General features: G+C 56.0%; 23 protein-coding genes. 18 read left to right on the top strand and 5 right to left on the bottom strand.

All coding sequences use genetic code 11. The features are described 5' to 3' along the window. Positions 1-136 precede the first annotated feature (136 nt). From hypF to hypB, 16 genes are all read left to right on the top strand, one after another. Entirely contained in the window at positions 137-2476 is a 2340-nt protein-coding gene (hypF, locus tag BDD14_RS01220) for a carbamoyltransferase HypF (RefSeq protein ID WP_130417228.1), read from the top strand. A gap of 10 nt (positions 2477-2486) precedes the next feature. Next, positions 2487-2804, top strand: a complete 318-nt coding sequence (locus tag BDD14_RS01215; RefSeq protein WP_130417227.1) for a HypC/HybG/HupF family hydrogenase formation chaperone — start codon at positions 2487-2489, stop codon at positions 2802-2804. Further along, a complete protein-coding gene (gene hypD / locus BDD14_RS01210; RefSeq protein ID WP_130417226.1) occupies positions 2801-3964 on the top strand; it encodes a hydrogenase formation protein HypD in 1164 nt (387 codons plus the stop codon). The genes BDD14_RS01215 and hypD overlap by 4 nt, the downstream gene beginning before the upstream one ends. Positions 3965-3980: 16 nt before the next feature. Further along, positions 3981-5087, top strand: coding sequence for a hydrogenase expression/formation protein HypE (gene hypE, locus BDD14_RS01205; RefSeq protein WP_130417225.1), 1107 nt, complete (start codon positions 3981-3983; stop codon positions 5085-5087). 348 nt (positions 5088-5435) lie between these two features. Next, positions 5436-6497, top strand: coding sequence for an NADH-quinone oxidoreductase subunit B family protein (locus BDD14_RS01195; protein WP_130417223.1), 1062 nt, complete (start codon positions 5436-5438; stop codon positions 6495-6497). 23 nt (positions 6498-6520) lie between these two features. Further along, on the top strand, positions 6521-8323 hold the full coding sequence (locus BDD14_RS01190; protein WP_130417222.1) for a nickel-dependent hydrogenase large subunit: 1803 nt from the start codon (positions 6521-6523) through the stop codon (positions 8321-8323). Further along, positions 8323-8904: a NifU family protein gene (locus BDD14_RS33985; protein WP_165419860.1), complete on the top strand. Its 582-nt coding sequence runs from the start codon at positions 8323-8325 to the stop codon at positions 8902-8904. The genes BDD14_RS01190 and BDD14_RS33985 overlap by 1 nt, the downstream gene beginning before the upstream one ends. A gap of 11 nt (positions 8905-8915) precedes the next feature. Further along, positions 8916-9095 (top strand): hypothetical protein, encoded by a 180-nt coding sequence (locus tag BDD14_RS01180; protein ID WP_130417220.1) that lies wholly within the window; start codon positions 8916-8918, stop codon positions 9093-9095. 16 nt (positions 9096-9111) lie between these two features. Continuing rightward, positions 9112-9795, top strand: coding sequence for a DUF5947 family protein (locus BDD14_RS01175; RefSeq protein WP_130417219.1), 684 nt, complete (start codon positions 9112-9114; stop codon positions 9793-9795). Beyond that, a complete protein-coding gene (locus BDD14_RS01170) occupies positions 9788-10453 on the top strand; it encodes a DUF6084 family protein (protein ID WP_130417218.1) in 666 nt (221 codons plus the stop codon). The genes BDD14_RS01175 and BDD14_RS01170 overlap by 8 nt, the downstream gene beginning before the upstream one ends. After that, on the top strand, positions 10450-11376 hold the full coding sequence (locus BDD14_RS01165; protein ID WP_130417217.1) for a hypothetical protein: 927 nt from the start codon (positions 10450-10452) through the stop codon (positions 11374-11376). Before BDD14_RS01170 ends, BDD14_RS01165 begins: the two co-directional genes overlap by 4 nt. After that, on the top strand, positions 11373-11711 hold the full coding sequence (locus BDD14_RS01160; protein ID WP_130417216.1) for a hypothetical protein: 339 nt from the start codon (positions 11373-11375) through the stop codon (positions 11709-11711). The genes BDD14_RS01165 and BDD14_RS01160 overlap by 4 nt, the downstream gene beginning before the upstream one ends. Then, complete coding sequence (locus BDD14_RS01155) at positions 11708-12262, top strand: hydrogenase maturation protease (RefSeq protein ID WP_130417215.1); 555 nt, start codon at positions 11708-11710, stop codon at positions 12260-12262. Before BDD14_RS01160 ends, BDD14_RS01155 begins: the two co-directional genes overlap by 4 nt. After that, positions 12259-12363: a DUF6893 family small protein gene (locus BDD14_RS34160; RefSeq protein ID WP_423201739.1), complete on the top strand. Its 105-nt coding sequence runs from the start codon at positions 12259-12261 to the stop codon at positions 12361-12363. The genes BDD14_RS01155 and BDD14_RS34160 overlap by 4 nt, the downstream gene beginning before the upstream one ends. Before the next feature lie 41 nt (positions 12364-12404). After that, complete coding sequence (gene hypA, locus BDD14_RS01150) at positions 12405-12752, top strand: hydrogenase maturation nickel metallochaperone HypA (protein ID WP_130417214.1); 348 nt, start codon at positions 12405-12407, stop codon at positions 12750-12752. After that, positions 12749-13459: a hydrogenase nickel incorporation protein HypB gene (gene hypB, locus BDD14_RS01145; RefSeq protein ID WP_130417213.1), complete on the top strand. Its 711-nt coding sequence runs from the start codon at positions 12749-12751 to the stop codon at positions 13457-13459. Before hypA ends, hypB begins: the two co-directional genes overlap by 4 nt. A gap of 133 nt (positions 13460-13592) precedes the next feature. Here hypB and BDD14_RS01140 read toward each other — a convergent pair whose 3' ends face one another. Beyond that, on the bottom strand, positions 13593-14666 hold the full coding sequence (locus BDD14_RS01140) for an HAF repeat-containing protein (protein ID WP_130417212.1): 1074 nt from the start codon (positions 14664-14666) through the stop codon (positions 13593-13595). 46 nt (positions 14667-14712) lie between these two features. Then, positions 14713-16560, bottom strand: coding sequence for a galactose oxidase-like domain-containing protein (locus tag BDD14_RS31525; protein ID WP_165419859.1), 1848 nt, complete (start codon positions 16558-16560; stop codon positions 14713-14715). Between BDD14_RS31525 and BDD14_RS31520 the strand changes: the two genes are divergently transcribed. Further along, complete coding sequence (locus BDD14_RS31520) at positions 16532-18061, top strand: hypothetical protein (protein WP_165419858.1); 1530 nt, start codon at positions 16532-16534, stop codon at positions 18059-18061. The genes BDD14_RS31525 and BDD14_RS31520 overlap by 29 nt on opposite strands. Positions 18062-18137: 76 nt before the next feature. Here BDD14_RS31520 and BDD14_RS01130 read toward each other — a convergent pair whose 3' ends face one another. After that, positions 18138-20054 carry a heparinase II/III family protein gene (locus BDD14_RS01130; RefSeq protein WP_130417210.1) on the bottom strand — a complete coding sequence of 639 codons (1917 nt, stop codon included), beginning with the start codon at positions 20052-20054 and terminating at the stop codon, positions 18138-18140. Positions 20055-21108: 1054 nt separating this feature from the next. Between BDD14_RS01130 and BDD14_RS01125 the strand changes: the two genes are divergently transcribed. Then, complete coding sequence (locus BDD14_RS01125) at positions 21109-22545, top strand: choice-of-anchor Q domain-containing protein (protein WP_130417209.1); 1437 nt, start codon at positions 21109-21111, stop codon at positions 22543-22545. Positions 22546-22771: 226 nt separating this feature from the next. On the opposite strand, the gene BDD14_RS01120 is transcribed toward BDD14_RS01125, so the two are convergent. Both BDD14_RS01120 and BDD14_RS01115 read right to left on the bottom strand, forming a co-directional pair. Further along, positions 22772-23938 (bottom strand): O-antigen ligase family protein, encoded by a 1167-nt coding sequence (locus tag BDD14_RS01120; RefSeq protein WP_207231657.1) that lies wholly within the window; start codon positions 23936-23938, stop codon positions 22772-22774. A 488-nt stretch (positions 23939-24426) separates the two neighbouring features. Then, positions 24427-25533, bottom strand: coding sequence for a hypothetical protein (locus BDD14_RS01115; protein WP_130417207.1), 1107 nt, complete (start codon positions 25531-25533; stop codon positions 24427-24429). Positions 25534-25536: the final 3 nt, after the last annotated feature.

Raw genomic sequence — 25536 nt, 5'->3', positions numbered from 1 at the left:
CACGCCCCTGGTCCACGCTCTCACGTCATTCGAGAAGTGAACGGCGCGGTACTGGGAGTTCGGGGTCATTTTAGATCTCGTTGAGCGTCGCTCCATGAAAGCATGAGTTACGAGTCAGGTATGCTGAGACTCCTAAATGCCACCACTCCATTCAAACTCGAAGACTCGACGTCAACTTCACGTTCGCGGCATCGTCCAGGGAGTAGGCTTTCGCCCGTACGTCTACAGGCTTGCGACATCACTCGGGCTTACTGGCTTCGTCTTCAATTCTTCTTCCGGCGTGACGATAGAAATCGAGGGTAGCGCCGCGCTGGTTTGTAAGTTTATCGATGATCTGCGCCCCAATTCTCCGCGGCTCGCTGAGATTCTTGAGCTGACCGTCGCTGAAATGGAGACCGTGGGAGAAACCAGCTTCGACATTCTGGAGAGCCAGGAGGCGCTCGGTGAATTTGCCCTTGTCACTCCAGATGCCGGCACCTGCGACGCGTGCTGGAATGACTTCGGAGATCCATCCAATCGACGCTTCGGATATCCATTTACAAATTGCACACATTGTGGTCCGCGCTACACCATAGTCCAGGACATACCCTACGATCGCGCGAAGACAACGATGTCCGGCTTCGTCATGTGCGAAGCATGTAAGGCGGAGTACAGCGACCCGGGCAATCGACGCTTCCACGCTCAGCCAAACGCTTGCGCAATCTGTGGACCATCGCTGTGTCTTGCCCCTAGCGGATCCAATCCAGAAGATTGTTCCTTTCACGATAAGGATTCTCTCCCCGCGATCCGCAAGGTAAGGCAACTCCTCAGGGAGGGCAAGATCGTCGCCGTCAAAGGACTGGGCGGTTTTCTGCTTGCTTGTGATGCGAGCAACGACGTTGCTGTCACTGAGCTGCGCAGACGCAAACGCCGTCCTCTGAAACCCTTTGCCCTGATGGCACGCGATTTGCAAAGTATCAGAAACATTTGCGCGGTTTCGTCAGACGACGCATCCACGCTGCAGCATCCGCGCCGGCCCATCGTGGTTCTGCCCCGTTTGTCATCTAAGGATTCGGAGGCGGCCAGCCCGACAGATGCCGTCGCCCCAGGAAACAACACACTCGGCATCATGCTCCCCTATACACCGCTGCATTACCTGCTCTTCAGTGACTCGCCGGGATCACCACCGGAGTTCGGCGCCCTCGTCATGACAAGCGGCAATCTCAGCGAGGAGCCGATCGTCGTCTCAAACATCGAAGCGCTCGAACGTTTATCAGGCATCGCCGACTGGTTCCTCCTCCATAATCGGGACATTGCCACACGCGTGGACGATTCTGTGGTCCGCATCTTCGAGCGGCGCGAACGTGTCCTGCGCCGTTCTCGAGGCTTCGTGCCACAGGCCATTGATCTGGGGATCGAGTTGGAGCAGGTCTTGGCAGTAGGGGCCGAACTTAAGAATACGTTCTGCCTCACCCGAGGCACGCACGCCATCTTGAGTCAGCATATCGGCGACCTCGAAAACTACGAAACCATGTGCTTCTTCGAAGAGACCTTGGAGAAGATGAAACACCTCTTCAAGGTTACGCCCAGGGCCATCGCACACGATCTGCACCCTGGCTACCGAAGCACACGCATGGCGCTCGCCTCCAGCATCGATCGCAGATTTGCCGTACAGCATCATCATGCGCATATAGCTAGCTGCATGGCGGAAAATCGCCTCAATGGAAATGTCATCGGTGTTGCAATGGACGGCACCGGGCTTGGTCCCGATGGCACTATCTGGGGTGGTGAATTTTTTGTTGCAAATCTCGCCGGTTTCGAGCGCCGCGCCCATATCCGCGCTGTGCCGCTTGCTGGCGGCGATGCGGCGATACGTCAGCCCTGGCGCATGGCTCTAAGCTACCTCCGAGATTCTTTTGGCGGTCGGATTCCTGACGAGCTTGCCTGTTTTCGAGATGTTCCTATCAAACAGTTCAACCTTGTGGATGCCATGCTATCGCGCCGTATTCAAACAGTGCAGACCTCTTCGTGCGGGCGGCTATTCGACGCCATAGCAGCGCTATTGGGGATGCACTCCGAGGTCACGTTCGAAGGGCAGGCGGCCATTGCGCTAGAGATGGCGGTAGATCGGAGTATCACCGATCGTTACGAATATGAACTGCAGCAAGGTGAGCCCGTCGTGGTCGATTTTCGTCCCACCGTGTCTGCGATTATCAGAGATCTTGCCAGGGGCCGGCGGGTAAACGAGATCTCCGCTTGCTTCCATAACACGCTCAGCGCCGCAATCGTCGAGGTATGTTGCTGCATCCGCAGGAGTGACGGACTGGACCGCGTCTGCCTGAGCGGAGGGGTGTTTCAAAATCATATTCTGCTGGGACTTACAACTGTGGAGTTGCGCCGTTTGGGGTTTGGAGTATTCTTACACGCGATGGTGCCCGCGAACGACGGCGGAATTGCACTCGGCCAAGCCGTCATCGCAAATGAGTTGTTGCGTTGAGGAGACTGACATGTGCCTGGCAATTCCCGGCAAAGTTGTAAGTGTCTATGACCAACGCGGCCTCCTCATGGCCAAAGTCCAATTCGGTGGCATCGTTCGCGAAGCTTGTCTGGAGTACGTACCGGAGACTCAGAGCGGCGAATATGTCCTGGTTCATGTTGGCTTTGCGATCAGCCGCATTGATGCAGCCGAAGCGGAACGCACCTACCAGGCATTAAAGGATCTCGATCAGTTGACCGAGCTTGAGTCCCCCGTTGTCGACGAGATTCCCGGGACGGACATACCAGCTTACCCCGCCTGGATGAACCCTGGAGGTCCTCCTAAATGAAATATCTCGATGAGTATCGCGACGGAGAAATCGCTGCGAAAATCGTTGCCGAAATTCGACGTGTTCAGACGCGGCCCTGGGTTTTGATGGAGGTCTGCGGCGGCCAGACCCACTCGATCGTCAAGAACGGCCTCGATCATCTTCTGCCGGAAGGTGTCGAACTTGTGCATGGACCAGGTTGTCCGGTCTGCGTCACGCCGCTTGAGATGATCGACAAGGCGCATGCCATCGCGCGCTTACCCAATGTGATCTTCTGCTCGTTCGGCGACATGCTGCGCGTGCCCGGCTCCGATGGCGACCTCTTCTCGATCAAGTCACTCGGCGGAGATGTACGCATCGTATACTCGCCACTCGATTGCCTGAAGATCGCCCGCGCCAATCCCGACAAGCAGGTCGTCTTCTTCGCTATCGGCTTCGAAACCACAGCTCCGGCCAACGCGATGCTCGCTTGGCGAGCCCGCGAAGAGCAGGTGAACAATCTTTCGTTGCTGGTCTCGCATGTCCTGGTGCCACCGGCGCTCGAAGCCATCCTCGGTGCTTCCGGCAATCGGGTGCAGGGCTTCCTTGGCCCTGGCCATGTCTGCGCTGTGATGGGATACAGCGAGTACGATCCCATCTGCGCGCGACACCACGTCCCTATTGTTATCACCGGATTCGAGCCGATCGATATTCTCCAGGGTGTGCTGATGACGATCAAGCAGTTGGAGGAAGGGCGTGCTGCGGTCGAGAACCAGTACTCTCGCATACTCGATCGCCAGGGCAATCTGCCGGCACAGCGGCTGATCGACAAGGTCTTCGAGGTCGGCGATCGCCAGTGGCGCGGTATCGGAAGCATCCCAATGAGCGGCTATCGTTTGCGCGACGAGTTCTTTCGCCACGACGCCGAAAAGCTTTTTGATGTGACCGGGATCTGCACGCTCGAGCCTGAGATATGCCTCAGCGGTGAAATCCTTCGCGGGATCAAAAAGCCGCATGATTGTCCGGCCTTTGGCACGCTCTGCGATCCGCAGCATCCGCTCGGTGCGACCATGGTCTCGGCTGAGGGAGCCTGCGCCGCGTACTACGCCTACGGCCGCCATCTGAACCCGCAGGGAGCCGATATACTCCATCAGATCGTTCCCGGCCTCACCCCGCATGATTTTCCCGTCCGGTCCCACTAGGAGCGCGAATATACTCATGGCAGCCACAGAAGACGATCTCAAGACGGAGGAGACAATGTCTGGCAAGAGCCTGACATCCTTCGGTTTCTGCCCTCTGCCTATCTTCGACCACAAACGGATCGTCCTCGGACATGGTAGTGGCGGCAAGCTCACCGCCGACCTGATCGACAAGATCTTCCTCCCGGCATTTCACAATCCCATTCTCGATAAGCTTGACGACCAGGCCGTGCTCACCATCGGCGGAACGCGGCTGGCATTCACTACAGATTCCTTCGTTGTCACACCGATCTTCTTTCCCGGGGGCGACATTGGACGGCTCGCCATTCACGGAACAGTAAACGACCTGGCGATGAGCGGAGCCCGCCCGCTGTATCTCTCGGCCGCCTTCATCCTGGAAGAAGGTCTTCCAGTGGACGATCTGCGGCGGGTAATCGAATCCATGCGTGCCGCGGCCGCCGAGGCCGGTGTACAACTCGTCACCGGCGACACCAAGGTGGTCAACCGCGGCAAGGGCGACCAGATCTTCATCACCACAACCGGCATCGGCGTAATCGAGCACAACGTCAGCATCTCGGCCGATCGTGCCTGTCCCGGCGACAAGATCATTCTCAGTGGTTACATCGGCGACCACGGCATGACGATCATGAGCCAGCGCGAGGGCCTCGAATTCGAAAGCGCCATCGAGAGCGATTGCGCGCCACTCAACGGCCTCGTCACGGCAATGCTTACCACCTCGCCTGCAAACGACTTCATCCACACGCTGCGCGACCCGACCCGCGGCGGCGTCTCGACCACACTCAACGAGATCGCCAAACACGCCAACGTCGGCATGGTGCTGGATGAGCGAGCGATTCCCGTGCGTGAGTCGGTCAAGGGCGCGTGTGAGGTACTGGGACTCGATCCTCTCTACGTCGCGAACGAGGGCAAGCTGCTCGCTCTCGTCGTTCCCGGTATGGCCGACGCCGTACTCGATCGGATGCGGCAACATCCTCTAGGTCAGGACGCTGCCATCATCGGCGAAGTCGTAGAAACACATCCGGGCATGGTGCTGATGAAAACGGAAATCGGCGGTACGCGCGTACTCGACGTGATGTTCGGCGAGCAGCTCCCACGCATCTGCTGATGCCGGGCAATGGCCTATTGAGTCAAGGGATGCCGTCAATCATCCAGGCCTTTCGAAAAGGCCATATAAATGTGCATGTTTATGCGTTTGACAGCGAGCTTGGATGGGCGTACTGTCTCTCCCATTCGAGCCTGCGTATCTTGTCGCAGGCTATGGGCCAGAGTCAACACTCGACTCCCGAAGGTGACAGGCTTGCCCTGCTTCTACCATTCCGCCTCTCTGAATATTCCCCCGCAGTTCTTGTGCTTCGACTCTTCGATTCCACGTTGCCAAGCCGCGGTCGTTCCCAGACCTCGGCTGCGAGCAACCTCGCCGGGCAGGTCATAACCCTGGCTCAAGGAGAATCCAATGGCTGAACCATTGAGCAAAATAACCAGACCGTCCCCCGTATCCGACGTTCACATCCTCTGGATCACCGCCGGACTCAGTTGCGACGGAGATAGCGTCTCCGTCACTGCCGCGGAACAGCCGTCGATCGAAGACGTTCTGCTGGGTGCCATCCCAGGCCTCCCCAAAGTTCATCTTCACAATCCGGTGCTCGCATACGAAAACGGCGACGAGTTTATGCAGTTCTTTTACGACGCTGAGAAAGGCCTGATCGATCCTTTCGTCCTCGTAGTCGAAGGCTCTATCCCCAACGAAAAAATCAAGCAGGAAGGTTATTGGGCGGCAATGGGAACAAACCATGACACCGGTCAGCCTATCACCACCTGCGAATGGATCGATCGACTCGCGCCCAAGGCCTTGGCCGTCATCGGTGCAGGCACTTGCGCCACCTATGGCGGTATCCACGCCATGGCTGGCAATCCCACCGGCGCCATGGGGCTTGCGGATTACCTCGGCTGGGGCTGGCGTTCCAAGGCTGGCCTACCCATCGTCAACGTGCCTGGCTGTCCCGTTCAACCCGACAACTTCATGGAGACCGTTCTTTATCTGCTCTACCAGGTCGCCGGGCTGGCTCCAATGATTCCGCTCGATAAGCAGCTTCGTCCTACCTGGCTCTTCGGCAAAACGGTCCACGAGGGCTGCGATCGCGGCTCCTACTACGAGCAGGGAGACTTCGCCACCGAATACGGCTCTTCAAAATGCCTCGTCAAACTTGGCTGCTGGGGTCCTGTCGTAGATTGCAATGTCACAAAACGCGGCTGGATGCGCGGCATCGGCGGCTGTCCCAATGTCGGCGGCATCTGCATCGGCTGCACCATGCCCGGCTTCCCCGATAAGTTCATGCCCTTCATGGACGAACCCCCCGGCGGCATGCTCTCCGCCACGCTCGTCAACGGTTATGGACGCATGATCCGTGCACTCCGCGGCATCACCAACGCTACGGTAAACAAGGAACCGAAGTGGCGCCACAATCGCCCTGAACTCACGACCGGCTATCGTCCAGATCGTCCCAACGCAATCTAGCCACTCGAGAGAGGAGTAAATCCATGGCTACGTTTCCCGATACCATCCCTGAACTCGAGGATAAGCAGCGCAATCTCGTCGAGATGAACTGGGATCCCATCACCCGAATCGTCGGCAGTCTCGGTATCTTCACCAAGATCGACTTCGCTAACAAGACCGTCGCCGAGTGTCACAGTACCTCATCCATCTTTCGCGGCTACAGCATCTTCATGAAGGGCAAAGATCCGCGCGATGCCCACTTCATCACCAGTCGCATCTGCGGCATCTGTGGTGACAACCATGCCACCTGCGCCTGCTACGCGCAAAACATGGCCTTTGGCATCCGACCTCCCGCACTCGCCGAGTGGATCGTCAACCTTGGCGAAGCGGCCGAGTACATGTTCGATCACAACATCTTTCAAGACAACCTCGTCGGTGTCGACTTCTGCGAGCAGATGGTCAGGGAAACCAATCCGAATGTCTGGGAGAAAGCCCAGCACACGCCATCGCCCAACGCCGAAAAGCACGGCTACCGCATGATCTCTGACATCATGACCGCGCTCAATCCCTTCACCGGCACCTTCTATCGCGAAACTCTCGCCATGAGCCGTCTAACTCGCGAGATGTTCTGCCTCATGGAAGGGCGGCACGTTCATCCATCGACGCTCTATCCCGGTGGGGTCGGCACAGTAGCCACTATTCAGCTCTTCACCGACTACCTTGTACGCCTCATGAAATACGTCGAGTTCATGAAGAAGGTCCTGCCTCTGCATGACGATCTCTTCGACTTTTTCTACGAGGCGCTGCCCGGTTACGAAGAGGTTGGCCGTCGTCGCATCCTGCTCGGCTGTTGGGGATCCTACAACGACCCAGACCATTGCGACTACCAGTACAAAAACATGGCGGAATGGGGACGCAAGATGTTCGTCACCCCAGGTGTAGTCGTCGATGGTGAACTGGTCACCAACTCGCTCGTCGACATCAACCTCAACATACGAATCCTCCTCGGCAGTTCCTACTACGACGACTGGCAGGGCAAGGAGACCTTCGTCGCCCGTGACCCGCTCGGCAACCCCGTCGATAAGCGCCACCCATGGAACCAGACCACCATTCCAAGGCCACAGAAGCGCGACTTCAAAGGCAACTACACCTGGGTCATGTCGCCCCGCTGGCTCGACCAGCGTACTGGCGACCACCTCGCTCTCGACACCGGCGGCGGCCCCATCGCACGTCTCTGGGCGACGGCGCTGTCCGGCCTTGTTGACATCGGCTATGTCCAGGCCACGGGACATAGCGTCAAGATCAACCTTCCCAAAACTGCAATGCTGCCCGAGGCCGAGTTCGAGTGGCACATTCCGAAGTGGTCGAACACACTCGAGCGCGACCGCGCCCGCACATACTTTCAGGCTTACGCTGCCGCCACCGCGCTGCATTTTGTGGAAAAGGCGCTCGCCGAGTTGAATGCCGGCCGCTCTGCCACTTGGACAGACTTCAAGGTCCCCGAAGAAGCCATCGGCTGCGGCTTCCACGAGGCCGTTCGTGGCGTTCTCTCGCACCACGTCGTCATCCGCGAAGGCAAGATCGCCAATTACCACCCGTATCCGCCCACGCCCTGGAACGCCAATCCCCGCGACATGTATGGTACTCCCGGCCCCTACGAAGACGCGGTTCAGAACACTCCGCTCTTCGAGGAAAACGGCCCCGACAAGTTTAAGGGAATCGACATCATGCGTACCGTCCGCAGCTTCGACCCATGCCTGCCCTGCGGTGTCCACATGTATCTCGGCGACGGCAGGGTTCTCGAAACTCGCCATGCTCCCATGTTTGGCGTAGCGGGGCACGAGTAATGGCCGCGGCGTACCAAACCGGTGTTCGGGCCGAAGTTGTTGGCACAATTGCGCTTCCACAACGCGGCGAGTTCCGCCTGCAGACAGACCGTGTCGAAAAGCTCGCCGCCCGCCTCGAAGATGCGAGGGACCCGGAGACCCGCGCCGCCGCGCTCGATCTCGTGCAATCTGTCGTCGAACTACACGGTGCAGCACTGCAGCGTCTCGTTGATTCACTCATGCAGACCCCAGCAGGCGAACGTGTCCTCAGCGAAGCATTGGAGAATGATCTGGTTTCCAGCATGCTTCTGCTGCATAACCTTCACCCGGACGACATCGAAACGCGCGTGCGCCGCGGCATCGAGAAAGTCCGTCCTTATCTTAAATCCCACGGCGGCGACGTCGAGTTCGCCGGCGTCCGCGATGGTATCGTCCACTTGCGCCTTCAAGGAACCTGCGGTAGCTGCCCAAGCTCGTCCATCACTCTCAAAAATGCAGTCGAAGACGCGCTCTACGAAGCTGCACCCGACATCATAGAAATCGTCTCCGAGAACGTTGCCGCAAGTTCGCACAGCGGCCCTCAACTCGTAAGCCTCAAATAAGGGGAACTGCCATGGTCAAACAGGACACAAACCCGAAGACCCCCGCCCATACCACCGGAACCCGCAAAGGCGAGAACCGCGCCGAACCGCTCGCGCAACGTCCTACCCGCACAGCAAAGGACGCCACCGGTATCAACTCCCAACAGCGCGACCCCATCGATCCCAAGATGCCTCACTTGCCACCAGCCTAGCCCTTGTGAGCCCAGCATGAACGAACTTCCCGAAGCCGAGCAGGAACGAACCCCAGTCCCGTCATTTCTGAGACAGGCCGCCCGTCGTCGTCCCCTCTCCGACAACGCCGAACACTGCGAGCTCTGCGGCGTCCAAATAGCACCTGCACACCAGCATCTGCTGGACCATCGCAAGCGTGAGATTGCCTGCTCCTGCGACGGTTGCGCCGTGCTCTTCTGCGGCCAGCCCGGAGCCCACTACCTCCGCATTCCCCGTCGCATACGGGCTCTCTCCGACTTCCAGATGCCTAATCTGCAATGGGAATCTCTCATGATCCCCATCAACCTGGCCTTCTTCTACTACAACACCGCGGAAGGCAGGATGATGGCCATGTACCCCAGCCCCGCCGGCGCCATTGAATCGTCGCTCAGCCTGGAATCCTGGACCGAGATCGCGACCGAACATCCCTCTCTCCAAACGATGGAACCCGATGTCGAAACCTTCCTCGTCAATCGCGTCGGCACGTCGCCCGAGTACTACATCGTACCCATCGACGAATGTTTTCATCTCGTCGGTCTCATCCGCTTGCATTGGCGCGGCCTCTCCGGAGGAGCCGAAGTCTGGAAGCACATCCACGAGTTCTTCGCCAGTCTGAAGGTTCGCAGCAGTGAAGTAAGAGAGAGCCACGCTAGCCAGCAACCGGAGCACACCCATGCCTGAGCTCCACTTCCAGATCGATGGCGCAGAAGCGGTGCCTCATGCCGCCATACCATTGATCGCACTCAAACTGCGCATCACCAACTTCCCTGCTACCGAAACGATTCACGCAATCACCCTTCGCTGCCAGGTCCAGATCGAACCCGCCAGACGTCGCTACGTCGCCAACGAACAAGAGAAGTTACGCGACCTCTTCGGAACCCCCGAACGCTGGGCTCGCACCGTCAAACCGCTGCTCTGGATGAACACCAGCGTCGCCGTTCCGCGCTTCACCGGCGAACTCCTCGTCGATCTCGAGCTTCCCTGCACCTTCGACTTCAACGTCGCTGCCACCAAGTACTTCCACGCCGTTGATTCAGGCGACATCCCCATCACCGTCCTGTTCAGTGGCACCCTCTTCTACGAAGGTTCGGATCGCCCTCTGCAAATCTCGCAGGTCCCTTGGGATCGCGAGTCCACCTATCGTCTACCCGTCACCGTCTGGAAAGAGATGATGGAGATGCACTACCCCAACTCAGCCTGGCTCTGTCTTCGCCGCGATGCCTTCGAGCAGCTCTACAACTATAAGGTCCGCCACGGACTGCCTACCTGGGAACAGGCCATAGCCAAGGTTCTTGCTGAAACCACTTCACCAGGGATTCCCGAGGAGGCTAAAGCATGAACTTCACCTCCGTCGAAAATATCGCCGCTGCCGTACTCTACGAGGGATACATCCTCTATCCCTACCGCTCCACCGCGATCAAGAATCGCCAGCGATGGAATTTCGGAACCCTCTACCCGCGCATCTATGCTGAAGCTCAGCGTCCTCAGGAACCCTTCCGCCTGATCTCCGAATGTCTGCTGGTTCCTGGATCCAACACCGCGCTCGACATCAAGGTTAACTTCCTTCAACTTTTGCCCCAGCCCGTGAGTTCCAACCTCGTCGATCCATCGCTCAATTGGGATGAAGCCACCGAACGCACCTTCGACCATTGTGACTTGGACCTCAGCGCTCTCCTTACAGCGCCCCTGAGCCTGAACATCGCACCTGCATCACACCTCGCCGCGAGCCTCACGATCCGCGCCCAGACCCTTCCTAGTGGCGCCTGGAAGCTGCATCTCGAACTCGAAAACATCAGCTCTCTTTCGAGTGGGACTAAAGCCCTTCGCGAGGAGGCGTTGCCCCGGTCGCTTGTATCCGCGCATCTTCTCCTTGGCCTGACCGGTGGAGAATTTATCTCCCTCCTCGAACCTCTCGATCCCTACGCGGCTGACGCCAAAGCCTGCACCAATACAGGCGTATTTCCCGTCCTCGCCGGTGATGAACCGAACCGTTCCATCCTTCTTCTCTCGCCCATCATCCTGTATGACTACCCCAAAACCTCGCCCGAGAGTGCCGGCGACTTCTTCGACGGCACCGAGATGGACGAGATGCTCACCCTCCGCGTCCTCACCCTCACCGACGCCGAAAAGGAAGAGATGCGAAGCGGTGATCCTCGGGCCCGCCGCATCCTCGAACGTACCGAAGCCCTCACTGGCGAAGAGATGATGAAGACCCACGGCATCGTCCGGGCGCTACACGAGATTCAAGGAGACGCCTCATGAATACTGATCTGCCTGATGGCCCCATCGCCGAATGGAATCCCTTTGCGGAAGAGAAAGCGCCGCCCGAGTCGGTTCGCGTCCTGGGCGTAGACCTGCGCGTCGGTGATCGCATCCGTATCCGGCCGCAAAAAAAAGCCGACATCATGGACCTCGCCCTCACCGGGAAGATCGCCATCATCGAAGCCATCGAACAGGACTTCGATGATCAGATCCAGTTAGCCGTAGTCCTCGACGAAGATCCTGGACGTGACCTCGGTATGCTGCGCCAGCCCGGTCATCGCTTCTTCTTTGGAAGTGAAGAGATCGAGCCTTACAAAGAGGACACCGCGAGATGACCGGGACAATCCTCATCGCCGGCATCGGCAACATCTTCCTCGGAGACGACGCTTTCGGCGTCGAAGTCGCCCGTTCGCTCTCTCACCGCGTGCTTCCCGACGAAGTTCAAGTGAAGGACTTTGGCATCCGCGGCTTCGACCTTGCGTACACGCTGCTCGAGCCATGGCACACCATTATCCTTGTCGACGCGCTGAAGCGCAGTGAGAAGCCCGGCACGCTCTTCATCCTTGAACCGGATCTCACCGGCCTCGGGAACCCCGGAGCCGTCTGCATGGACCTGAATCCCCACGGCATGGACCCCATGCGCGTCCTCAATCTTGCCGCTTCACTCGGTCCCATCGCTACCCAAATCCTCGTTGTAGGCTGTGAACCTGCAGACTTCGGTGACGAACTTGAAGGCCGAATGGGCCTGTCCCCGCCAGTACAAGCGATGGTCGAAGAAGCATCGAACATGATTGAAGAGCTGGTTGGAAAACTCCTTGGCGAAGGCAAGGAGATGCAGTTGCACACATCCATCCTGATTCCTGACAACAGAGAGGTGACACCATGACCGAAAAATTCCTTCTTGGAGCGTTGGGGCTCGTCGTAATCGCACTGGCAATCGTAGTAGCCCCCGACATTAAGCGCTATATCAAGATCAGCACGATGTAACCCATCGCAAATCAAAGGCAGCAAGCGCAAAGGGCAGTTTCATGCATGAGTTATCGATCGTTCTCAGCATCATCGACGAGATCGGCGACGCCTCCGAAGCGCGCGGCCTTCATAATGTTGAGGTCGTGCATCTCAGGGTCGGTGCCTTTTCTGGTGTAGACCGCAACGCACTTCTCTTCGCATGGGAACTCGCCTGCCAGGGAACGCCATTCGAACATGCGCGCCTCGATATCGAAACCGTTCCTCTCGTCATCCATTGTACCGTCTGCCGCCAGAGCCGCACGCCGCCCTCGCTCTATGAACTCTGCTGTCCGGAGTGCAAAACTCCGAGCGGAACTATCGTTACCGGTCGCGAGCTCGAAGTCGTTTCTCTCGAGGTCGTAGCATGAGCACACGCATCGTCGAAGTACGCGCCAAGGTTATGAAGCAGAACGACCTCCTCGCCCACTCACTCCGCGAGCGCTTCACAGCCTCAGGCGTTTTCGTCGTCGGCCTGGTTTCCAGCCCCGGCTCGGGCAAGACCGCATTCCTCGAAAAACTCCTCGGCGGACTCGCCGCCGATTTCCGCATTGCTGCGTTGGTCGGGGATCTCGCCACAGAGAACGACGCCGCCCGTCTCAAACGTGCTACACCCAACGTGCGCCAGATCACTACCGGAACCATTTGCCATCTCGACGCCCGGATGATCGAAAAGGCGCTCGATGGATGGCAGCTCGACGCCCTGGATTTTCTCTTTATTGAGAACGTCGGCAACCTCGTCTGTCCTTCCAGCTACGATCTCGGCGAAGGACTCCGCTTCGTGCTGCTCTCCGCCACCGAAGGCGAAGATAAACCGCTAAAGTATCCCACCATCTTCAACAGCTCCGATGTCGCAATCATCACAAAAATGGATATGGCTGCTCTTGCCGAGTTTGATGTGGCTGCCGCTCGCCGCAACATCGAAACAGTGCGCCCTGGGATGCTGATCTTCGAGGTCTCTGCTAAGACCGGATCGGGCATGCAGGACGTGCTCAAGCTACTGAGGGACCGTCTCGTCGATTCTCAAGAGCCCAGCCTCGCGCCGCAAAATCCACGAAGCGTTGAATCCGCCATCTGAAATCATGCTGGTCGCAACGGAACATGAGAAACCTGCAGCCGAAAAGCAAAGAAGCGATTCACAATCTAGGGACTGGAACGGGGAGAATACTGTGCTGATAAAGTCCATGGGTCAGAGGACTGACTACCTTGCCTTAGCGAACTGGCCTAAGTAACAACGTGTGAATTTGCCCAGCGTGTTGATGCGTATCATCGAGTTGTAAGGGCTCGCTTTTGTCGATAGTTTCTGCTGCCAGGGCTAAAATCCAACCAGCATTGTTGATGGATATCGCCGACGTAAGGATGAAACCGGAATTGGCAGGGATCAGGGTATTCAGATCTTTAATGCCGGTGGCGGCGGACCAATAAAACGCATGGCCCGACATCGATGCTGTTGCGGTGCCAACGACCTCGCCAACGTTGTTTAGATCAAGAGCGCTGCTGTCCGTTCCGTTCAGTGTTCCGATGTTTTGCATGCCACTGGCGGCTGTCCACAGAAAAGCGTGGGTGACGTTTGGTCCGATGGATGAGCCTATGATGTTACCAGTGTTGTCGATCCTGCGAGCTTCGCTGGTGATGTCGCCCGGCAATGTTCCAAGATCTTTCATGCCGCTGCCGGGTGTCCATAGGAATGCATGCTTCTCACCCGATTGCGTGGAGGCGGCGCCTACTACAGCCCCTGCATTGTTGATGTCATAGGCTTCGCTTGTTTCGCCTCCAGGTAGGGTGCCAAGGCTAGTCATTCCTGTGTTCTTCCTCCATAGGAATGCAATCGGCTCACGAGGTCCAGTAGAGTATCCAACTACTTGATCGGAGTCGTTGATGCCGAAGGCTCTACTGGCTTTATCGCCAGAGAGGGTGCCCAGGTCTTGCAAGCCTCCGGCTGCATCCCAGATGAAGGCGTGGATGTTGGTGGCAGTGTTGGACTCGCCCACCACCGCACCCCTGGTATTGATATCAGAGGCAGAACTGTACTCTCCGCCGGGGAGGGTTCCGATATCGACCAGGCTGCCGCCGGTGGAGACAAAGGCGCGTGTGCGGACGCCGTACATCTTTCCGGACTGTCCAATTGCCTGCCCCGCCAGATTGAGTCTTCTGGCAATGGTGTTGCCGCCGGGTAATGCACCTATATCAATGACCGAATAAGACTGAGCACTAACCGCAGAGGTTAGAGTAAACAGTAGGATAACTGACAGAGCGCTAAGGTATTTTCGAATATAGATTCTCATGGTCCCTTCCTCATAAGCAGCTGAAGATGTGGGCAGCGTTCACTCTCTAAGGTGTGATCTGGATGATTCTTGCTATCGATGGCACGCCGTTGCCGTTCACAAGGAACAGCATGTAATGCCCCGGGGGGGCCAGGTTTCCATTTGCAGGCGCAGTAATATTTAACCCTCCAGTAGCCTGGACAAATTGAAGGTGGTTGAGACGCTGGTTCTGATCAAACGCATGGGTGACGGAGCCCAGACGGATCCATGTTACCTGGGTGATATTCGCAGCGTTCGGTGTGCCGATAAGGAAGGTCTGCCCATACTTCACACTAGAAGGCGCAGAGGTGATGGTTGGGCGAGCGCCTTTGAATAGATATGGAGGAGAGTAGATCTCCGCGCTGGCTCCGGTCTGCTCTCCACCCGCAGAGAGCACGCGTCCATCGGGCAAGAGCAGCGCTGTGGAATGATAGCCGCGATAGACGGAGATGCTGTCCATCGTGGTCCAGTTGCCGGTGGCGGGATCCCACATTTCAGTGGGGTACACGGGGGAGTTTTTGTTGTCGAACCCGAAGCCACCGCTGCCACCGGAGGCAAGCACTCGGCCATCCGGAAGAAGCGTCAGGTTGAGTTGGCGACGGGCAATCGACATGGGTGACGTGAACTGCCATGTGGGGTTCGTTGCAGTCAGATCAATCATCTCCGCCGTGTTGGTAGCAGGTCCGGCGTGGCCGTCGCCGCCCGCGATCAGAACCTTGCCATCGAAGATTACAGCGGACCCATAATCGCGCGTTCCGCTGTAGTTGATGTTGCCAATCGTTGTCCACGCGCCGGTCCCGCTGGTAGTGAGGTACCTTGTTATCCGGTCGGGGCCTGCAGCGAACACTTTCCCGTTAGGCGCTACAAACATCATCGGGTAAAGCGGCTGCATCAATTGGGCGCTGTTCAGACCCAGCCAAGTGTTCGTTGCAGGACGCCAGATCTGAGGCAATGTGTTGTAGTTGGCATTCGTGGTGTAACCAGATACGACCAGGACGTCGCCGTTTGGCAAGGTGGTATTTGTCGGATACCAACGCGGTGCGTTCATATTGCTCATCTGAGTCCAGGTATTCAGGCCCGGATCGTAGACGGTGCTGCTGATGAGTCCGTCACTCTGGATGCCAGCGTGCCCACCGGCAACGAATAACCTGCCGTCCTGCAAAAATGAGTGGCCAGAACAGAAGATGTTAAATTGAGCCTTAGGCGGAGTGCTGAAGCTGTTAGTGACCGGATTCCACAGTATGGGATTATTTCCATTACCGAAAGACGGCCAGAAGAGCACGCTTCCGTTCGGGAGAAGGTGTGCGTGAGCGGCCATGAACGGCCATGTCTGCACCGGCCCCCATTGCCCGGTGACGGCGGCCGCTCCTGTCACAGTGACGGTTGTCAGGGCCGAAACGGTCGTGCCTCCTGAACTCGTGGCAATGAAGTTATATGTCGTTGTCGCAGTTGGTGAGACAGTCTGCGACCCATTGACGGGAACCGATGCGCCGTTCAGAGTTGCGCTCACCGCACCGTTGGACGTCCAGGTCACCGTAGAACTGCCACCTGGGGCGATCGAGGTTGGGTTCGCACTGATTCCGATAATGGGGGGATTGCTGCCTCCGGTCACCGTGACGGTGACCTGGCCCCAATCGGTCGCGCCTGCTGAATTACGGCACGTGATGCGATACGTGGTTGTGACAGTAGGAGAAACCACCTGCGATTCATTCAATGGGACCGTCGTGCCGTTCAAATCCGCGCTCACGCAGTTAAACGTGGTCCACGTCAGCGTCGAACTGTCGCCAGTTGCAATCGAGGTCGGGGTCGCACGGATGCCCGCAGCCGGAGGGCCGCTTGAATTTACAATGACGGTGGCTTGGGCCGAGGTGGTCACACCCGCCGCATTGGTCGCACCAAAGGTATATGTCGTTGTCGCAGTTGGTGAGACGGTCTGGGACCCATTGACGGAAACCGATGCGCCGTTCAGAGTCGCGCTCACAGCATTGGTCGACGTCCAGGTCAGCGTGGAACTGCCACCTGAGGCGATCGAGGTTGGGTTCGCACTGATTGCGGCAGTCGGAGCGCCGCTGCCTCCGGTCACCGTGACGTTTGCCTGGGCGGAAGCGGTCGTGCCTGATGAACCGGTGGCAATGAAGGTATATGTCGTTGTCGCAGTTGGTGAGACCGTCTGGGACCCATTGATGGGAACCGATGCGCCGTTCAGAGTCGCGCTTACCGCGTTGGTCGACGTCCAGGTCAGCGTAGAACTGCCACCTGGGGCGATCGAGGTTGGGTTCGCACTGATTGCAGCAGTCGGAGCACCGCTGCCTCCGGTCACCGTGACGGTGGCCTGGCCCCAATCGGTCGCCCCTGCCGAATTACGACACGTGATGCGATACGTGGTTGTGGCAGTAGGAGAAACCACCTGCGATCCATTCAATGCGACCATCGTGCCGTTCAAATCCGCGCTCACGCAGTTCAACGTGTTCCACGTCAGCGTCGAACTGCCGCCAGATACGATCGAGGTCGGGTTCGCTTTGATGCCCGCAGCCGGAGGGCCGCTTGCACTTACAGTGACGGTTCTCTGGGCCGAAGCGGTCGTGCCTGATGAACCCGTGGCAACGAAGGTGTATGTCGTTGTCGCGGTTGGTGAGACAGCCTGCGACCCATTGACGGGAACCGATGCGCCGTTCAGAGTCGCGCTCACCGCATTGGTCGACGTCCAGGTCAGCGTGGAGCTGCCACCTGGGGAGATCGAGGTTGGGCTGGCGCTGATTGCTGCGGTCGGAGCACCGCTGGCGGCCACCGTGACGTTTGCCTGGGCGGAAGCGGTCGTGCCTGATGAACCCGTGGCAATGAAAGTATATGTCGTTGTCGCAGTTGGTGAGACGGTCTGGGATCCATTGACTGGAACCGATGCGCCGTTCAGAGTCGCGCTTACCGCGTTGGTCGACGCCCAGGTCAGGGTAGAACTGCCACCTGTGGTGATTGAGGTTGGGTTCGCACTGATTGCTGCGGTCGGAGCGCCGCTGCTTGCGGTCACCGTGACTTTTACCTGGCCCCAATCGGTCGCGCCTGCCGAATTACGACACGTGATGCGATATGTGGTTGTGGCAGTGGGAGAAACCAACTGCGATCCATTCAATGCGACCGGTGTGCCGTTCAAATCAGCGCTCACACAGTTAAACGTGGTCCACGTCAGCGTCGAACTGCCGCCAGATTCAATCGAGGTTGGGTTCGCACGGATGCCCGCAGCCGGCGCCTGCGCCAGGGCGGGAGCACAGAGGAGTACTCCCATCCCAATCAACCAGCAAGCTGGGAGCAAAGTCCGGAGCTGTTTATATAGCCACCGATGGAGGGTGCATCGATTCGAAACTGCTGGATCCAGTTTTTGAGAATAATATTGTGAGCTCATCTTGGCACTCCATCGAGCGGACAGCTCGTGATTCAGGCCTCGCATGCTGAGGCTCTTCACTGCAAGGGGACGAAGACGTGGTTGAGTTCTATACCGCGACGGCCTGTCAGCTGGGCGACTCTGATGGGAGGTGTGCTTTCAGGTACAACTGCGTAAAGCATCCGTACGGGAAGCTTTCCTTCCGATGTCCAGTGAATGACGGACTGGGGCAGCCGAATCGCAAATCCAGGAGAATACCAGGCTTGAGTTTGAGTCATCATGCCGTTACCTAACACCAGGAAAAGGTAGCGCAACCCGTCAAACTCAAGCACCCAGCGGGGTGTCATCATGTCAGAAGAGGACATTTGCATCTCGGTACATGGAAAGAGCCGAATCGCGGGATGGAGGTGGATGAAAGATTCAACTTTGTGGCTTCCTTTTCCACTCAATGTATCTACAAACACCCACGAATCGCCGTTCAGGCGAATGATGGTGCGCGAATGCACTACGTCTAGATGCTTATAGCCAAAGTGTGTACCACGAACGAATTGACAACCCGCGATCTCGCCGCAGCCAATCGAACTTACCGCGGGCCGACGTCCGACCCGAAACCCGCCCCAGATCTCCGCCTGTTCCGATCCATCAACGCGAACGGTGTTGTGAGCTGCCGTAGATCGCTCATAATAACGCTCGGGAGACTGCTCGTATGAACTTACACCCGTATCAACGATTACTCGTTTCCCATGCAGCGTCAGTTCATAACTGAGTACATCAGAGTGGCCGTGCCCAGGCTGATAATCAGGGCCGAGGGGACCACAATCGAAGATAAGGAAACTTCGTGCAGTGGTATCGCGAATGATCGCGTAGCCCGTATCATGCATGGCTTTTACTTCGATGCCACTCTGTGACGAGTCTGCCATTGGTGCACCAGCGTCCGAAAGAATCTGGGTGGTTGGCCGGGTAACATCCAACTGTGAGTCATTCAGGAGAGGAATCTCGCCATCGGGATGGATAATTTGGCTAAGGTACCGGGTCATACTATTAATGCACTGGGATACTTCTAACGCGCACTCAGGTGCGTCAGGCGGGCAAGTTTCAAACAGACACTGGATGTCCAGAAGATCATCGAGAATCCACGCATGATACATAGGTGATCTTTCAATATGGCCACCGTCAGGAAGAATTTGTTCTGCGATTTGCTCTCGCAGTATCTGCTGGCCGAGACCACGCCATCGGTCACTTTCGGGAGCTTCGAGCAGTGCGCCGGCAAATACCAGAGCCTTAGCATTTTTCAAGAGATGATTCGCCAGGAGTTCTCTTTCCAGTCGGCTCTCAAGCGAGAGAATCTGGACACGGAGACTCGCTAAGACCCGCTCAATCTGTGCTCCATCACCTATTCTTTCGGCCCCCGCCGCATTACGGACAAGGTATTTCAGCCAATTAACGATACGCAGGGATAAGAAAAATCGCCCCCACCCAATTTCGGTACCGCGAGGATTCTGGTCACACCAACTCAACGCGATTCTCGTTGCTCGCTGAAGCAGCTTTGAATCTTCGGGACCGACTAGATCCACATTCAAGAAATCGCAATAATTGGCGTGATAGATCTCACGTCGGGAGATTTCCTTCTTCCACCATGGAACTTGCTCGGGAGCCTCAATCGCTGGTTCCAAAAATCGAACATTGCCCGCTTGGATTATCTGGCGAGCTAAAACAGGTTGCCATTCAGCCATCTTTAGCGTCGGGCAAGTCCTTACGGTAACGTGGGCTTCTGGCCAACGACTTAGTTCATTTCGATTCAATATACGGTGCCGTACAAGATAGAAAAGTTGCGAAGAACGCAAATGTTTCAAAGTACGCCAATATCTGCCCACAGATGGAGACGCCACGGTAGCAGCAAAGTCAGGGAGTGGGGTTGTATCCGCTCCACGTAGCACTGGAGCAAATAGGTAACTGTTGCTGGTCTTGACGGCTTCATCTGTATCAATCTTCATGGATGCCTCGATGCTGGTCTCTGCGACAGGGATCGGCGTTGAACTCAATGGCAGATAACTCGCCTAACTCACTGATTACATTCGGGACTTGTGCGACAAGTAAGCTGATATCGCGACGGACGCGGCATCTGACTTGACTGTCGGAGATTGGACCAATATATTAGTAACAACTGGACCATGCTGCGAATCATCGGTTCTTGTATTCCTTTGCTGTTATTCCCTGATAAACTTGGCGAGTTATCACTTAGGTGATAGTGCAGATCTAAATTAATTCGACTAGCGTCAACATAGCCTGACGGTCGAATGTTTTTATTTTCATATCTTTAGATGTGAAATGTGGGCCTATTAAGTTCCAAGCTTGGTCAACTCGGGTTAGCTATAAGAACCTTTCAGAATTACGAAAGGTCAAACCTCCCCAAGCTCCTGTTCGAATACAGGTGTGTGATGCTGCATTGGCTGGCAGGTCCACAGCAAGTACTCGAAACAGGCTCTCCCCGCACGAAGGAGACAGCATGCACTTGTTCGCGGTTCCTTTATCCGCAACTTCAACCTCTACTCCATCCCAACCTAAAACAGCATTAGCTATATGCGCTCCGAGAGGCTTAGCCACCTGTCAGAGTACTTGCACGCATGTGCGGCTTACAAGCGAATACTAGCTAATCAACTTAGATCACTGAGAATCGGCAGAACCGCCGGGTAATCCTTGCTCGCGCAAGGCTATCAAAGGAGCTTTGCCCTTTTTAAACCTCGGCGAAATGCCGACCAGATCTGCTTCGCGCAGGCTTTAGGAGACTCATGCCTCTTAATATTCGACCATGTCCTTACTCTCAGTTCACTCTTACTACTCCGAGAGGCTCAATCACCTATCAGAGTAGTCGCAGGCATGTGCGGCTTGCAAGCTAATACTACCTAACTAACTTAGCTCACTAAGAATCGGCAGAATCGCCAGGTAATCCCCGCTGGCGCAAGGGATCTCGAAGGAGATTTTGCCATTTTTTTGAAACCTCGGCGAAAACGCCGATCAACCATGCCTTGCGCAGGCATTAGGGAATCCATGCATTTCAATATCCGACCACGTTCTTACTCTCATATCATTTTTACTGTTGCTGCTACTCTGGCATGCGCATACTCGCCGTTAGCTTTGACTCGGGCAGAAGCACAATCCTCCACCGGTAACACCTACTATGTGGGCACGAACGGCAACGATCTCAACAGCGGATCTGAGACAAGTCCATTTGCTACCATCAAGCACGCGGACAGCGTTGTCTCGCCCGGAGATACCGTTATTCTGTTAGACGGTACTTATAAAGGTGATGTCACTCTATCTAAGAGCGGAATTTCCGGAAACCCCATCACCTACAAGGCTCAGCATCAATGGAAGGCTCAACTAGTGGGTACTGGCACGGGAGATGGTTCCAGGGTAATCGGGGTGACCGGCTCCTACATAATCATCCAAGACTTCGATGTCACCGGAAGTGATGCCAATGGCATCATCCTCGCATCCGCTGGTAGGTCTGCAAGTTTCAACCAAGCAATCAGCAACTATGTTCATGATATGGTCACGCCATGCGATTCCAATAGCGGTACTGCCATCTCAACAGGCGGTGGCTCTGACTATAGCGGCATCAGCCACAATGACATAATTGGCAATCTGGTGGTCAACATTACTCCTTTCAACGGCTGCCCTGGAGGGCATGCGGCTAGCGGGATTTATGGACAGACCCCCAATGCAGTCATCGCCAACAATATTGTCATCAATGCTGGAACCGATATTCAGACCTGGCACGCGGCAACGAATATGACCATATTTGGAAATACGACTATAGGCGGTGTTGTAGGTGTTACCCTTGGAGCAGGCGATTCTCCTGGAGGAATCACAAACGACAATAGCATAGTACAGAACAATATATCTATAAACGCTTCTGGCGTTGGCCTGCAAGAACATGGAACTACAGGCACCCACAATCGCTTTGTAGATAATCTAGTGTTTAACAATCACACTAATGTTCAGTTGATCAATGGCGACGTAGCGACAGGTACAGTTACAGCAGATCCAAAGTTCGTCAACAACACTGGAACGGCGGCTGGCGATTATCAACTGCAATCGAACTCCCCGGCTATCGGAGCCGGGCTCGCGTTAGCCGGCATTACTACTGACTATGATGGAATATCTCGACCGCAAACTGGAACAACTGATATTGGCGCGGCCCTGTCTGCCGGGGCTAGTACGCCTTCAACTGGGCCTAGCACGCCTTCAACGGGTCCTGTCGCTGCCGGTATTAGTGCAAGCGCGAAATCAATCACCAGGGGCCAATCCTCAGTCCTCACTTGGAACACAATAAATGCGGTGAAAGCGACTTTGAATGGAACGGCGGTTGCACTCAGGGGCTCAATCACTGTGAAACCCACTGCAACAACCACCTACAAAATCGTTGGCACCGGTTCGACCGGTGCAACAGACTGGGGTTCGGTCACAGTAACCGTTCACTAAGCGAGAGAGGGGCAAAGGTTCTGACAGAATTCGACCAATGCCCCTTATCTCACAGCGCCTGTAAGTCCTGCTGCCCCCTACTGACCCATTGCTTTCGCATCCGCACTTCCTTCGCCCCGAAGGAAGTGCGGAACTAATAAGCTCGACGATGTCGATGACGCGATGGTCGTTAGCGTCAGCCCAACGTTTTAAGACGCTATTGAAAACAAGCGTGACGTCGCCTTGATCATTTGCGAAACTTTAGACTGAAAACTTTAGGGTTTGCTGCTCGGCTTTGCGCGTAGGAGGTCTGGGCTATGCGTGCTGTTGCTGCGCTCAATCCGCAGATGAACCAGAACTGGCGCGATTCAACGGTGCCGGTCATTAGATGATAGGAGATGCAAAACAGCAACGTGGGAAATGCAAACGCAAGCTCATGGTCGGAGTGGAGCACTTTAAGTGTAGACCGGAGCAGCAACACAAGCAGAGCGACTAAAGGGATGAGACCGATCGCTCCTTGTTCGGCGCCAACTTCGAGCAGGAAGTTGTGAGGATAGTGGAGAACGTCCTGGCCATAGTGGAAGATGCTCCAGCCTCCTACTCCCAGTCCTATGAGCGGGTGTTGCAATAATACCTCCAGCGCCGAACGGTAGAAATCAAGACGTGAGTTCACTGTGCCGGTCGAAACCGTTGAGCCGGATGCAAGCGACATCAGTTCGGCTACCTTCCATCGCAATTTTCCCTGCGCAGCAGGGAGATTCATCAACCATAGGAGAGTAGGGATTGCAACGAGAACAGCGAGACCTACCCCAATAAAAACCCGATTGCGCGAAAGCATGCCAGTTCCGCCCCGAGCCACGCATGCTGTAACCACGAGGCTGATCAGCAGAGATATGAGAGCGGTACGTGTAAGGCATGCGACCAGTCCAAACAAGAGGATGACGACGCATGCATACTTGATTGCACCGGACTCGCCGAGCTTTCCATATAGAGAGAACAGCAGGGCGAACCCCAGCAATTCGCTGATTCCTATCTTAGTAATATCTTGATTCCCGCTTAATACCAGTTCCGACGGATGCAACAGGTCCATGATGACCTGGCCGCTCAGCATAATCCCGAGTACGACAAACACGATAAGCAATTGGCGGAGATCTCTTTTTTTCTTCAGAAGAAGCAGCGGAGCGAAGAACACCAGCACCTCGAAAGTCTCAAATCGAGCGACTTTCATTGCACCCTGCTCTGACCGCGTGTACAAGAGGCTGATGGCCATTACTGCACAGAACAACAGGAAGAAAATGCTGATTGCAGCTTGCCCCTTGAATAACGCACAGAAGCTCAATGACCCAGCACTGGGGGCTAACATAAGCAATACGTCCCAAAAGATTGCTCCCGACAAAAGCAGCAGAAAGATCATCGTTGGATCGGTGAGACTTATACTCGCCGCAGGAACAGTTTTGACTGCTCCCACGAACAGTAGTCCTACAAGAATTACAAGCGGCCATTTCTGCATTGCGAACAAGGCCAAGGGTACCAGTGTCACAATCGCAATCACGTAGACTGGCTCAATCTCCCATCGCAGTGCCAGATAGAACATAGAGAGACTGCTGACGAGCGCAAAAGATATGGCCAGAGCCGCGGGTCTCCGCCCCAAATGCCCCAAATATGAATTTGACATGAGAAACAACCTACCTCGAAATCTGAAATCCGCAGAATGGCAGCACAGCTGGGATATGTCCACCGGCCCCTAGTTTCGCAATCAAGGCCTTGGTGTCATCACCCCGTCTTTTCAGAGATTGTGTAACTGAGTGAGCAGGAGTAGCTAAAAGCGAAACAGGCAACAATTCTAGGGGACATTGTAATCGCTTTGAAAACCATCATTTAGCGAGACAATCATGTCGTCGTTCATCTGGTTTCACCAAATAGATGTGCACCAAGATCTGTTAACCCGGACTGCGGGCGAACCCTGCCATTGAAGTCCGCAACAACGCCCGGTAGTGCGAACCCCGCCCCCCGTGCCGGAGAACTCGGTTGCAGCCGATAATTGCCGGCGGCCGTGCCGGTGTTGTTGACGAACTTCGGATCGGCATTGATTGTGCCCGTTGCATGCAATCCGTTGTTTAGCCTGATGCTGGTATCTCCGCGGTAGATTAGGTTGTTGACGTACTGGTTGTGGACCCCTGTTGTGCCCGTCTCAGCAATGGCTGTGCTCGCGCTGTTGTAGATGATGTTGTTCTGCACCAGGCTGTAGTCATTCACCCTGCCACCGGGAGAGTCTCCGGCGCCCATCGTAATAGGACGAAGGTTATTCACCAGAGTGTTCCCAAAAATGGTCACGTGTGAAGCAGCATGCCATGCTTGAATAGCATATCCGGCATTGATGACGATGTTATTAGCGATCACTGAATAGGGGATTTCTGCATATAGGCCACTGGCCTGATGCCCTCCTGGGCAACCATTGTAGGGGGTGATATTCACAATCAGGTTCCCAATCATGTCATTGTGTGTGATGCCCACATAGTTATGACCACCGCCGGTCTCGATCGCTGTTCCACTGTTGGAGGTACAGGGTGTGATCATATCGTGGACATAGTTGCCTATAGCCCTATTAAAACTCGCAGCAGTACCTGTGTAGGCCAGGATGATGCCGTTTGCATCACTTCCCGAGATATCGAACCCCTCAATGGTCGTGTAGCCGCCGCCCAATCGGACCACGGCGGAGCCGTCTCCCTTACCTGTGCCTACCAACTTCGCCTGCCACTTATTCTGGGCCTTGTAAAGGATAGGCTGGCCGGTCACACCACTTGAGGCGAGTGTTATGTCGCCCTTATACGTTCCGTTCCGCACCATCACCGTATCGCCGGGCCTGACAAATCTGTCCGCGTGCTGGATGGTAGCCCAAGGGTGAGCCGAGCTGCCATCGCCGCTATCGCTTCCTGTTGAACTAACATAACGAATCGTACTTGATGGCGCGCTGCCTGCAGCAACTGCAACAGGCGAAAATTGCGCCAAGCG

Origin of the sequence: Edaphobacter modestus (assembly GCF_004217555.1) — a bacterium.
Classification (GTDB): Bacteria; Acidobacteriota; Terriglobia; order Terriglobales; family Acidobacteriaceae; genus Edaphobacter; species Edaphobacter modestus.
The sequence above is the reverse complement of the archived record's forward strand: the minus strand, read 5'-3'. Positions and strand labels throughout refer to the sequence as shown.